The sequence below is a fragment of the Geobacter metallireducens GS-15 genome (genome assembly GCF_000012925.1).
GTDB classification, from domain to species: Bacteria; Desulfobacterota; Desulfuromonadia; order Geobacterales; family Geobacteraceae; genus Geobacter; species Geobacter metallireducens.
In genome coordinates, this window is sequence record NC_007517.1 from 1,378,512 (window position 1) to 1,390,279 (window position 11,768).

Here is an 11,768-nt window from a genome sequence, read left to right on the forward strand (position 1 = left end):
ATGACCATCCGTATTCTCCATACCGCCGATCTCCATTTGGGCTCTTCCCTGAAGAATTTTGGGGAATTGGCCCGGGAACGCCGGCGCGATTTTCTCAAGACCTTCGACCGGATCGTGAACCTCGCCATCAAGCGCGAAGTCGATTGCCTCCTGGTGGCTGGCGATCTCTTTGATGCCACACAGGTGGACGCCGAAACCGTGGGGCGCGTTCAGGACGGCTTTGAACGCCTCTCGGGACGTGGCATCAGCGTGGTTCTTATCCCCGGTACCCACGACAACGTGGTCTCAGCCGAAAGCGTCTACAACCGTACTACCTTCGCCGGCGCCCATATCCTGAAAGATCCTGTGGTGACGGACCCCTTCGCGCTGGAAATTCGGGGGGCGACGGTCCATTTCTACGGGTTCGCCTACCGCTCCGACCGCTCCCGGGAGGCCTTGGAATCGATGCGACGCCGCGAGGGAGGGGGGATTCACGTGGGGCTCCTCCACGGCTCTCTCAAGGGAAGCCCCGAGTGGGAAATGCGGAAGAAGGATATCCCGTTTACGACGGCGGAACTGGCGGCACTGGGGCTCGACTATATCGCCCTCGGCCACTATCACAACGTGGGGTGCCTGGAGGATCAGGGACGGGTCGTTGCCTGCTATCCCGGCTCCCCCGAGGGAAAGAAGTTCGGCGAGAACGGCGAGCGCCACGTCCTCATTGTCGAGGTGGGGGAGGGGAGCGCAGTTGTCGAGAAGGTGCCGGTGCAGAGCCGCATCATGGACGAGTTGACGGTTGACGCCTCCCTCTTCCCCGAGGCGGGTGCCCTGGAGGGAGAACTTGCGCGGCTCGCCTCTCCTGATCTCATTGCCCGCATCCGGCTCGCGGGCACCGTGGAGGACCCCCTCGACATCGCGAATCTGGCGGGCCGGCTCCAGGGGACGTACGCCTGGCTCGAGCTTCTGGACGAGACCGAGATCTACAACAGCGACCATGTGAAGCGGATGGAACGGGAGGACTCGATCCGGGGGCTCTTCATCCGGAAGGTCCATGCCCGGTTCGAGAAAGCGGAATCCGAGGCCGAGCAGGAACTCTGCCGCGATGCCCTGAAGCTCGTCATGGGCCGCTTCATGCGAGGGGGGGGAGACTGATGCTCTGGATAACCTCCGTGCAACTCCCCGCCTTTGGCCGTTTCGGGGGGGAGGAGTTCACCTTCCGCCGGGGTATGAACCTGGTGTGCGGCAAGAACGAGGCGGGGAAGTCAACGCTCCTGGCTGCCATTGCCGGGACCATCTTCGGCTTCCGGAGAGAAAAGGACCGGTTCGTCCCCTGGGGCGGTGGTGAACGTTGCGAGGCCCGGGTGAGCTTCGCCTATGACGACCGGGAAATGACCATCGTCCGCGATTTCCTAACCGACCGGGTCCAGGCGGTGGAGCGTTCCGGAGACAGGCTCCTGTGGCGGTTCGAGGGAAAGGTCTCTCCGGCGGGGCGGAGCAGCGAGCGGGAGGAGTACCTGGCGAAGATCGAGGAGGTCTGGGGCTTTGCCGAGGGGGATATCTTTCGGAACTCGGTCTTCGTGGGCCAACGGGACCTGAAGATCGAGGGGGACGGCGCCCTCACCACCCGGATCAAACAGCTCCTCTCGGGTTTCTCCGAAATGGATTACGACGCGGTGGTGGACAGCCTCGAAAAGGAGCTCTACGAGTTGACCAGACGCCCCGGCGGGAGGGCCAAGGATCGTGAGTTGGAAGAGGTGCGCGCTCGGATGGCCGAGTTGGCCGAGGCCTGGCGCTCGGCCAGTCGGACCATGGAGGAAGTCTGCAAGGCGGAAGCGGAGCTGGCGGAGCTTCGGGGCTTCATCGACGCCAGCCGGGCCGACCTGGAGAAGGGGGAGAAGTACCTTCAACGGGTGAAAAAGTACCATGAGGCCACGGTCCGTGAAGCGGTGCTGAGCAAGGAGTTCGACCGTATCCAGACGGAGCGGGAAAAGGTGGAGGCCCTTGAGGCGCAGCGGAGGACCATTGAGGCACGGCTTGCCCCCCTGGGGAATCTGACGGAATTGCCCGATGGCTTCGACAGGACCATCGAGGCCTACTGCGCCGCCAGCGTGCGGCTGGAGCAGCTTGAAGAGGAGATGGCAGGGCTGACCGTGGAGGCAGATGATGTTCGCAAAGTGCCTCTCGGGCTGCTTCTGTCACCCATTCTCGCGTGGGGGGCGGCTGTTGCGGCTTGGTTCCTCGTGCCCGCCACTGCCTACGTGGTGACCGGCATTGCCCTTGCGGCGACCCTGGCCGTTGTTGTCTATGCCGCCCGGTTGAGCAGCGCGCGCAATGCCAATGCAGCCCGCCGCCAGGGGAGGATCGACGGCCTCGCTGTCGAGATCGACCGACTACGCAGCGAGGCAGCCCGTCACGGGGGAGCGGTTGCGGAGCATCTTGGCGACATCGACCCGGCCAGCGCCCGGGGGATTCTTGAGGAGATGGAAGGAGTCGAGGAGATCGTTGCCGAGCGCGACCAGGTGGCAAGCGCCCTCAAGGTGCTCTCTCCTTTGGACGATCTCAAGGCTCAGGGAGCGGAGCTAGCTCGGGAGTTGGCCGTGGTGCGGGAAACCATGGAAAGCGTTGTCGGCAAGGGGTTTCCGGTCATGTCACACGAGGAGTTCACCGCCGCCGAGGCGAAGATGCAGCGGCTGGCCGGGGAGGTGAAGGAGAAGGAGCGGGCCGCCCTCGTCAAGGAGCAGGAGTTGGCGGTACTTCGCACGGGGGGGCTCGACCTTGAGGCCATCGCCGAGGAGGGAGAAGAACTCAAGTCCCGTGAGCAGCGACTCGTGCGGCGGACCGGCGCGTTGCGGCTCGCCGTGGAGCTTCTGCGGGAAACCCTCGATGAATACCGGGCCACGTACCTGGCACGGCTCTCCTCGGAGATCAACGGGAAGCTCTATAACCTCACGGCCGGCAGGTATCGCGAGGCCCGTCTCGACGACAATTTCAACCTCACTATCGGCGCCGACGGTGAGCTCAGGCCGGCAGAGGCCTACAGTTGCGGAGTCCAGGACCAGGCCTATCTTGCCTCCCGGCTTGCCCTGGGGGGGATACTCTCTCGGGGGAGAAAATTGCCTTTTCTTCTCGACGACCCTTTGGTAAATTTTGATGACGAGCGAAAAACTGCCGTTCTGGTTACACTTAACCTCATTGCTTCAGGCCACCAGGTCATCCTCTTTGTTCATGACGAACGCTATCTCCGGCTCAAGGGGGCAGACCTCTGGCATCGAATCCGAATCGACATGAAAGGAAAACCGGATGGACAACTGCATCTTCTGTAAGATCATCAACGGGACCATTCCCGCCAGGAAGGTCTACGAAGACGACGACCTCGTCGCCATCGAGGACATCAACCCGGTCGCACCGCACCATATCCTGCTCATTCCCCGCAAGCACATCGTGAACGCCCTTGACCTGACCGCCGGGGATGACGCTCTTGTCGGTCGCGTTTTCCGGGCCGCGGCAGCCATTGCCCGGGAGCGTGGGGTGGACGAGCGGGGATTCCGCATCGTTCAAAACACCAATGCCGATGCAGGCCAGTCGGTCTTTCACATCCACTTCCATCTCCTTGCGGGACGGCATCTGGGGTGGCCGCCGGGATAGCCTCATTGTGTCCTGTCTGTGCCGAACCAACGAGATATGCGGGAGGTAACCCATGACGCGCTTTGCATGCACCGTGATGATCCTGGCTCTGGCCGTGGCGGCCCAAGCCGACATATACAAGTGGGTGGACCAGCGAGGGACGGTCAACTACACTGAAGACCTTGGCAAGGTTCCCAAAAAATACCGGAAGAAAGTAACGGTTATTCCCGAAGGTGGGGCGCCTGCGGCCGAGGTGACGGAAACTGTCGTCGAGCGGGGAGGCAAAGAGAAGAAGCCGGAAACCGGGCAGAAGGAAGTTGAAAACGCACTGGCGCCGAAACAGGAAAAAAAGAAGATGGTCTACGGCGGCAAGGATGAGGATGCCTGGAAAACCGAGTTCAGGACGCTGAGGAGTGAGATCAAAGCCAACGAGGCAGAACTCGCCGCGCGTCGTGGCCGGTTGGCCAATCCCGGCACCATGAACCGTGGCGATTTTCTGGGGGTCCAGAGGGAAGCAAAGAGGATAGAGGAGACGCTGACCGGCCTGAATACCAAGCTTAACACCCTTGAAGAGAGTGCCCAACGGGCCGGCGTGCCGCTGGAACTGCGGAAGTAGGGCAAAGGAGTTTCAGTAAAGAAAAAGCCCGGAGGGGTAATCCTCCGGGCTTTTTGGTAATTGACGCCCAGCGGGGATGCTTTCTCGTATCCGTCGGTAGAAGCGGTCGTGAAACCGGGCAGGACGCTCTTTTGCGACCGTCGGGCCTGGGTCTTCGCAGTCGTTTCCCCTTTTGGTGGCGGTTGTTACGCGCCTGACGGAAGAGACGTACGCTTACTGCGCCATTCCCTGGACGTCAATTAGTTACGTTGCTCCGGGATAACCGTACAACCGCTGGACCCTCTGACCATTGGTAAACTTTTTGTCGGGAAGGCGCTTCAGGCTTCCCTGAGCTGCGGGCTTGCTCACCGCACCTGAACCCGTATTGGTGTCATGGGTTAACCGTCAGGTCCCTCAACCGGTCGTTACCTGATTCCCAGAGCAATTTTCAAAGAGCGGCACCTTTTGACTGAAGTGTATCTCCGTTGATGATGCTGTCAACGGGGGAGGAAGAATTTTTTTGCTGCCGATAACTCCTGTCCCTGACAGTCGGGCGTCGATTGACACGGGGCAGCATTATTGCTAGGGTAGACCGATTTCGCCCTGAGAGGAGCAACCATGCAGCTTCCGCACATAGATCCGGTTTTCCTGCGCATCGGCCCCCTGGAATTCCGGTGGTATGGTCTGATGTACATACTGGGGTTCATTGCAGCTTATTTTATCGTCCTCCGGAGGGCCCGGAAGCGTTCCCTTCTCCTTTCAGCGGACGATGTGGCTGATATTATCTTTTATCTGGCGGTGGGGGTGATTCTTGGCGGTCGGCTGGGATACATCCTTTTCTACAATGCCCCCTACTATCTCGAACATCCCCTGAAGATATTCGCCGTTTGGGAAGGGGGAATGTCGTTCCACGGAGGGCTCATCGGCGTTGTGCTGGCGGGGCTTTTGGTGGCACGGAAAAAGAGGCTGGGGTTCTTTACCCTGGCAGACCTCTGTGTCCTTACCGCTCCGGTGGGGCTCGGTCTGGGGAGGCTGGGCAATTTCATCAATGGGGAACTCTACGGGCGAGTCACCGATATGCCCTGGGGGGTGGTATTCCGTGAGGGAGGCCCGATGCCGAGGCATCCGTCTCAACTTTACGAGGCGATTCTTGAAGGGCCGGTGCTGTTTATAATTCTGATGGTAGTAGGGAGGAAGGAGCGCCCGGCAGGGGTGGCCTTCTGGACCTTTGTCTCCTGTTATGGGCTGTTCCGTTTTTTTGTCGAATTTTTCCGGGAGCCCGACTCTCAGCTGGGTTTTATCATGGGCCCCTTTTCCATGGGGCAACTGCTCAGTTTTCCCATGTTTCTTCTCGGACTCGCGATGGTGCTGATCATCACGAAGAAGGGGAAACGCACCGAATGACAGGCGAACTCACGGGCAGCAGCGCAGACACTTGGTCATCTCCAGCATATTCCCGCCGTTAATCTTCTCGTATTTCACCGTATCCATCAGCTGCTTGATGATAAAAATCCCCCGGCCTCGGTCTTCAAGCTGGTCGAAGTCGGGCGGGGGGATGCTGTTGATGTTGAATCCCTGGCCATCGTCGAAGACCCGGATGAGAAGGTCCTGGTCAGTGATATTAATGTAGACGTGGACCATCTTGTCAGGGTCGTTGGCGTTGGCGTGCTTGATGGCGTTTACCATCGCCTCCGTAAGGACAAGGTTGATATGGTAGGCCAGCATGTCCCGGTCGCCGTCGTAGCGGTCGAGTTCCTTGGCGATGTCTTCGCCGATCCTCCCGATGAGGCTCAGGTAACGGGTCTGGTTCGGCACCTTGATATCAACTTCGATCTCTTTCCTGTCCATCCCTCACCCCTAGAAGTTTTCAAGTGCTTCCGCCGTTGAGCCGAATATCTCGAAGACCCGGTGCAGGCGGGTCAGTTCGAACATGGACTTGACCTGGGGCTGCAAGCTCGAAAGCTTGAGGCTCCCCTGATGGGATATGGCGTTTTTGAATCCGGAAACCAGGGCACCCAGGCCCGAACTGTCGATAAAGCGGATATCGGTAAGGTCAACGAGGATGTTCTTCTTCCCCTGCTCGAAGAGTTCCTGCATCTTTCCCTTCAAGTCGTTGGAGTTATGGGCATCGAGCCGCTCTTCCTTTACGAAGATGATCAGGATTTCGTTTTTTTTCTTCCGTTTTGAGGTTCATGGTCCACTCCTTGAGGTCAGGCTTTCTCGAAAAAACGACCGTCATTGTATGATGTTCAACTTTTGTTATTGTACACCAATTGGTTCCGCTGCGCTCTGATTTTGCTTCATTAACTGTCGGGACGGAAATACTTTGAAAACGACCATGGAAATGTCGTCGTTGATGACCGATGTGGCACTGAAGCTTTCAACTTCCGCGAGGATGGTTTCGATAATGGCCTCCGCGGGCCGGGCATGGTTTTGGGTGAGGATGTCGCAGAGGCGCCCTGAGCCGAAGAATTCTCCAGCTGGGTTCTGGGCTTCGGTGATGCCGTCGGTATAGAGGAGCACCACGTCGCCTTGCTGGAGGGAAATGATCTTTTCCTCGAACTGAACGTCCCGTTTTACGCCAAGGATGAGCCCCTCGGCATCCAACTCCACGCAGGCACGCTGACCCTCGCGGAAGATGAGCGGAGGGTTGTGGCCGGCATTGGCGTAGGCGAGGATGCAGCGTTCGGCGTCGTAGCGGACGTAGAACATGGTGATGAAGAGCTCGGCGGCAGAGAGGTCGTCGTGGAGCAGCTCATTGAGGGTCGCGAGGATTGCCCCGGCCGTCTTGTCGGAGCGGGCCTGGGCCCGGAGCACGCTCCTGGTTTCCGCCATGATGAGGGCCGCCCCCACGCTGTGCCCTGATACGTCGGCTATGACCATGTCGATATTGTTGGCGCCGTGCAGGAAGAAGTCGTAGTAGTCCCCTCCCACATGGGTTGCCGGCTTGCAGCGCCCCGCAAGCTCTACTCGCTGGACTGCCGGAGGGCTGGAGGGGAGGAGCGAAAGCTGGATCTGCTTCGCAATCTCCATCTCCTTGAGAACCCGGGCGTTTTCCAGGAGAATGCGTTCCTTTTCCTCGCGCTCCCGCTCCCTTGCTTCCATTTCCGTGACTATTTTCACTGCCTGGGCCAACTGCCCCGCCAGGCTCTCCAGGAGGTCGAGGAACGGTTCGTTGAAGAGACCAACGATGTTCTTGGAGAAGACCGACAAAATACCAAGCGGGTGTTCTCCTTTGCGGGCAATGGGGATGTGGGCGAAGGACTTGATCCCTTCCCGTGCCATCAGGTCCCGTGAGAGCGGTTTGGTGATGTATTGGGTATCATTGACGAACTGGATCCGGTTGGCCGTGAATGCCTCGCCGATGTATGTTTCGCTTTCGGGGTCCCAGTCCTTGCCGATGATTGCGGCTATTCCCTTCCCCCGGTAGCTCCTGACCCGCAGGATCCCCTTTTCGTCAATAAGTCTGATAACCGCCAGATCGAGCTTGAATTCTTTGAGGATAAGCGCCAGCAGATCGTCCATGATGATCTGGAGGTCCAGGGTCCTGTTGATGAGCTCCGATGCCTTGAGGCGCACGTAGAGGGCCTCGCGGCTTTCGGCGAGCGACGCCTGGACCGTGCTGAAGATGTCGTAGACCGGTTCCATCCGTGATCCCAGGTCCGAAAGGTAGCTCTCCACAATGGCCCCTGCAGCCGCAGCACCCACCGACCCCGCCAGGGTCTTTTCGGTGAAGCGCTTCAGTTTCGGCAGTTCGAACTCCGACACCCCTCCCTGCGCAGTGATCTCCCGGTTCCCCAAATACTCGGCAATGGCCGTGTTGGCCTGTTTCTCGCCAATGAACTTCGACATGAGGTTCACGAACTGCATGATCGTGACCGGCTTCGACATCCGCTTGGTTTCCCAGGGGACGCCGTTTCGATCTGAAGTGAAGACGTCGACGAACTTCCGCACCTGGTCCCGTTCCTTGTCGCCCTGGGGGAGGAGGATGGAGAGAGCCACGTATCCCCCCACGTTGAAGAGCATGCTCCAGAAGAGGGAATGGGACCAGAGGTCGAAGCCGGCAAGGCCGAAGAGCTCTGTCGGCTTCAACAGGGCAATGCCGAAGGGGCCTTCGTCGAGGATCGCCCGGGAGAACCGGCCCGACATGATGAAGGAGGGAAGGAGCAGGGTGTAGAGCCAGAGGATGAAGCCTAGTATGATGCCGGTCAGGGCTCCCACCTTGTTCGCCCGGCGCCAGTAGAGTCCCCCCACGAGCGCCGGACCGAACTGGGCCGCCGCGGCGAAGGAGATGAGCCCCATGTTCACGAGCATGAAGGTTTCGCCCACTACTGTCTGGTAAAGAAAGCCGAGCGTAATCACCAGGGCGATGCAGAGCCGCTTCAGGTTGATGAGCATGGCCGGGAACCAGGGGCGTGGGGTCAACCGGACCACGATTGGCATGAGGAGGTAGGTGACGAACATGGTGGAGATGGCCACCGACTCCACCATCACCATCCCGGCGGAGGCCGAGAAGCCTCCGAGAAACGCCAGCAGCGCCAGCCACGAGTGGCCGCTCTGCAGCGGGAGGGAGAGGACAAAGAAGTCGGCCCCGAGGGCTCCGCCGGTGTGGAGGATGCCGCCGAGGGCGATGGGGACCACGAACAGGTTGATGAGAAACATGTAGGCCGGCAGCAGCCACATGGCTTTTTTGATATGGTTTTCATCGCAGTTCTCGATGACCATGATGTGGAACTGGCGGGGAAGGAACATGATGGCGCCCATGGAAAGATAAAGGGTGGTCAGCCATCGGGCGTAGGTGGTCTCGCCAGGGTCACCGAGGGTGGTCAGGTGGTTGAGAAGGTCCCCCTGGGCATCGATGCGGGAGAAAATGTCGCCGAATCCCCCAAAGAGCCCGTAGGTGATGAACGTGCCGACGGCGAGGAATGAAGCCAGTTTGACGACCGACTCCACGGCAACTGCGGCCACGAGACCCTCGTGGCGTCGTTCCGAGGAATTCTGGCGCCGGGCGCCGAAGATCATGCTGAAGATGCTCAGGATGAGAGCTGCGAAGAAGTTGGTGTGCAGCGAGAAGGGGTAGTTTTTGTGGAGCAGCGGGAGCTGGATGTAGGGGTAGCCGCAGATGATGTCAAAGGTGCTGGACACCGCCTTGAGCTGAAGGGCGATGTAGGGCATTACTCCGAAGATGGCGATGATGGTGATGACGGCCCCGAGCCATTGGGATTTGCCGTAGCGGGAACTGATGAAGTCGGCGATGGAGGTGATGTTGTTCTCCTTGCTGATCCGGACGATCTTGCGCAGGAGAAACCACCAGGTGAATGCCATGAGGGTGGGACCCAGATAGACGAGAAGAAAGTCGAGGCCGGTGGTGGCCGCCTTGCCGACGCTGCCGTAGAACGTCCACGAGGTGTGGTACACGGCGATGGAGAGAGCGTAGACATAGGGGTTGGCGATAATGCTCTTTCCCTCTTCCCGCTTTCTGTCGGCATAGTACGCAACCCCGAAGAGCAGGACGATGTAGAGGAGCGATACTCCGACCACCAGTTCAATGCTCAGGATCAACGGTGATCTCCTTCGTCCTGCTCGTCTTCAGGCTGGTCGATGGCCTTGGTGAAGAGGTAGATGACAACTATTGATAGTGCCCATCCCCCCACGAAATAGAGATAGAGCAGGGGGATGGAAAAGATTCGGTACGGCTTGTTGAAGATCTGGATGAACGGATAGTTCATCATGACGAAGCCCAGGATGAAGAAAATCACCCACGATTCGCTCAGTCTCAACCGTTTGAAGAGGGCAACCCGCAATTTCATCCACACGGCAGTATCCCCATGGCGTCAAGGAGCGTTTCGAGCAGCTCGGTGACCGGTTTGGAGGTGTCGATCCTGATCGTGCCTGATTCGTCGTCGGCAGGGGCTTCGAACTCCTCTTTCTGTAAAAGGTAGATATCCCACCGGCCGTCCGAAGGTTCATCACACTGGTTTCTCCTGGCCTCCAGACGCTGCCTGACGGCTTCTTCCGGGCAGACGGCGTGGAGCAGATGGAAACGGGAACCGTGACGATCGGCCAGTTGACGAAAGAGGTCACGATCGGTTCTGCGGCGGAAGGTGGCGTCCACGATGATGCTGCGTCCCGCATTCAGGGCCGTCTCGGCCCGCTTGAAGAGCTCTCCGTAGGTGCGGGCGGTGACAGACTCCGTGTAGATGCCTTCTCTGTAGCGGTCCCAATGGTGCTCTTCCGGTGCTGAACCTGTCAGCTCCTTTCTTACCACATCGGAACTGACTATTTCCAGCCCAAGGTCGAAGGCCAGTTCCCGCGCCGTGTAGCTCTTGCCGGTTCCCGTGAGGCCACAGGTCAGGATGAGCGACGGCGGGAAAGCCCGGCGGGCGATGTAGCCGCGTGCAAGACGGAAATAGCGCCGGGAGCGTTCCTTGGCTGCGGCCTTGTCCGCCGGCGGAATCTGCGGGTCGAGAAGCCGCATGCTCTCCACCTTTCCCCTGACGCAGGCCCGATAGACCTTGTAGAAATCGAGGACGTCGGTGACTCCGTCATCGCCGGTTGCCCGTATGTATTCATCCAGGAACGGCGAGCAGAGGTCAGATCTGCGGTTAACGTCGAAATCCATCAGGAGGAAGGCGATGTCGGCGGCCGTGTCGCTGTAGCGGAAACGGGTATTGAATTCGATGCAGTCAAAGATGCAGATACTGCCGTCGGAATCCAGGCAGATGTTTTCCAGGTGGATGTCGCCGTCGCAGTCCCGGATGAAGCCGCCGGCAACGCGTTGGGCGAAGATGACGGCATTTTCTTTCATGAAGCGTTCGACCCATTCTTCGATGAAGCGAAGAGCCCGGCCGCTCAGGGTTTCTCCCGCAAACTGGCGGGTCTGACGGAAATTTTCTTCCCAGTTGGCTCGAATGACGTCGGCTCCGCCGTAGCTGTCGATCTCCCTGCTCCGTCCGGCGCGGCGGTGAAATTCGCCGATTACCCGGGCAATGGCTCGGATATCAGCCACGGAAACCTCACCCGCACTCAGCAGTCGGTCGAGCATCCGTTGCGCCGGGAGCCGCTTCATCTTGACCGCGTAATCGATGACCCGTCCATCGCCGGAAAATCCGGCCCCGCCAGGCGTTTCCCTCACTTCCTCCACGCCGAGGTAGATGTCAGGGCAGAGGCGTCGATTGAGGCGAACTTCTTCGTTGCAGTAAAAGCGGCGTCGATCTATGGTTGAAAAATTGAGGAAGCCGAAATCCACCGGCTTTTTGACCTTGTAGGCGAAGCGGTCAGTCAGAAAGATGTAGGAGACATGGGTCTGGACGAGCTCCACGGAGTCCGTGTGTTCCGGGTAGGCTGAAGGCTTCAGGAGTGACCGTATGAATCGCTTTTCCATGCCGTCCCCACAGGGCGGAAAGTTACCATACACAGTACCATAAACGCCGCTCCGCGCAAGGTTTGCGCTTCCTTATATTCATTTGACGGGTCAGGGTTATTGTGTTAGCTTTTTTGATGAGTTTTGGGACACACGTTCCACTGGAACGGCTTTTGTATTCCGACGGAATGCAAGTCTTCTCATCCC

Annotated in this window: 10 protein-coding genes; 5 read left to right on the plus strand and 5 right to left on the minus strand. The window is 59.1% G+C overall.

Annotated elements, in window-relative coordinates:
• From GMET_RS06160 to lgt, 5 genes are all read left to right on the plus strand, one after another.
• A complete protein-coding gene (locus GMET_RS06160) occupies nt 1–1,131 on the plus strand; it encodes a metallophosphoesterase family protein (RefSeq protein WP_004512146.1) in 1,131 nt (376 codons plus the stop codon).
• Nucleotides 1,131–3,302: an ATP-binding protein gene (locus GMET_RS06165; protein ID WP_004512145.1), complete on the plus strand. Its 2,172-nt coding sequence runs from the start codon at nt 1,131–1,133 to the stop codon at nt 3,300–3,302. Before GMET_RS06160 ends, GMET_RS06165 begins: the two co-directional genes overlap by 1 nt.
• On the plus strand, nt 3,280–3,624 hold the full coding sequence (locus GMET_RS06170) for a histidine triad nucleotide-binding protein (RefSeq protein ID WP_004512144.1): 345 nt from the start codon (nt 3,280–3,282) through the stop codon (nt 3,622–3,624). The genes GMET_RS06165 and GMET_RS06170 overlap by 23 nt, the downstream gene beginning before the upstream one ends.
• A gap of 52 nt (nt 3,625–3,676) precedes the next feature.
• Nucleotides 3,677–4,219, plus strand: coding sequence for a DUF4124 domain-containing protein (locus GMET_RS06175; RefSeq protein ID WP_004512143.1), 543 nt, complete (start codon nt 3,677–3,679; stop codon nt 4,217–4,219).
• Between the two features lie 597 nt (nt 4,220–4,816).
• A complete protein-coding gene (gene lgt, locus GMET_RS06180; RefSeq protein ID WP_004512142.1) occupies nt 4,817–5,602 on the plus strand; it encodes a prolipoprotein diacylglyceryl transferase in 786 nt (261 codons plus the stop codon).
• A 9-nt stretch (nt 5,603–5,611) separates the two neighbouring features.
• On the opposite strand, the gene GMET_RS06185 is transcribed toward lgt, so the two are convergent.
• From GMET_RS06185 to GMET_RS06205, 5 genes are all read right to left on the minus strand, one after another.
• Entirely contained in the window at nt 5,612–6,046 is a 435-nt protein-coding gene (locus tag GMET_RS06185; protein WP_004512141.1) for an ATP-binding protein, read from the minus strand.
• A gap of 9 nt (nt 6,047–6,055) precedes the next feature.
• Nucleotides 6,056–6,361 carry an STAS domain-containing protein gene (locus GMET_RS06190; protein ID WP_035468551.1) on the minus strand — a complete coding sequence of 102 codons (306 nt, stop codon included), beginning with the start codon at nt 6,359–6,361 and terminating at the stop codon, nt 6,056–6,058.
• Between the two features lie 96 nt (nt 6,362–6,457).
• On the minus strand, nt 6,458–9,760 hold the full coding sequence (locus GMET_RS06195; RefSeq protein ID WP_004512139.1) for a sodium:solute symporter family transporter: 3,303 nt from the start codon (nt 9,758–9,760) through the stop codon (nt 6,458–6,460).
• Nucleotides 9,757–10,008: a hypothetical protein gene (locus GMET_RS06200; protein ID WP_004512138.1), complete on the minus strand. Its 252-nt coding sequence runs from the start codon at nt 10,006–10,008 to the stop codon at nt 9,757–9,759. The genes GMET_RS06195 and GMET_RS06200 overlap by 4 nt, the downstream gene beginning before the upstream one ends.
• The gene (locus tag GMET_RS06205) at nt 10,005–11,582 is read right to left on the minus strand and encodes an AAA family ATPase (protein WP_004512137.1); all 1,578 of its coding nucleotides are present in this window, start codon (nt 11,580–11,582) and stop codon (nt 10,005–10,007) included. Before GMET_RS06205 ends, GMET_RS06200 begins: the two co-directional genes overlap by 4 nt.
• Between the last annotated feature and the right edge of the window lie 186 nt (nt 11,583–11,768).

Excerpts from the sequence above, each read along its gene's own strand:
- lgt (WP_004512142.1), top strand. The coding sequence starts at position 4,817 with ATGCAGCTTCCGCACATAGATCCGGTTTTCCTGCGCATCGGCCCCCTG.
- GMET_RS06205 (WP_004512137.1), bottom strand. The coding sequence starts at position 11,582 with ATGGAAAAGCGATTCATACGGTCACTCCTGAAGCCTTCAGCCTACCCG.
- GMET_RS06185 (WP_004512141.1), bottom strand. The coding sequence starts at position 6,046 with ATGGACAGGAAAGAGATCGAAGTTGATATCAAGGTGCCGAACCAGACC.
- GMET_RS06170 (WP_004512144.1), top strand. The coding sequence starts at position 3,280 with ATGGACAACTGCATCTTCTGTAAGATCATCAACGGGACCATTCCCGCC.
- GMET_RS06200 (WP_004512138.1), bottom strand. The coding sequence starts at position 10,008 with ATGAAATTGCGGGTTGCCCTCTTCAAACGGTTGAGACTGAGCGAATCG.
- GMET_RS06175 (WP_004512143.1), top strand. The coding sequence starts at position 3,677 with ATGACGCGCTTTGCATGCACCGTGATGATCCTGGCTCTGGCCGTGGCG.
- GMET_RS06160 (WP_004512146.1), top strand. The coding sequence starts at position 1 with ATGACCATCCGTATTCTCCATACCGCCGATCTCCATTTGGGCTCTTCC.
- GMET_RS06165 (WP_004512145.1), top strand. The coding sequence starts at position 1,131 with ATGCTCTGGATAACCTCCGTGCAACTCCCCGCCTTTGGCCGTTTCGGG.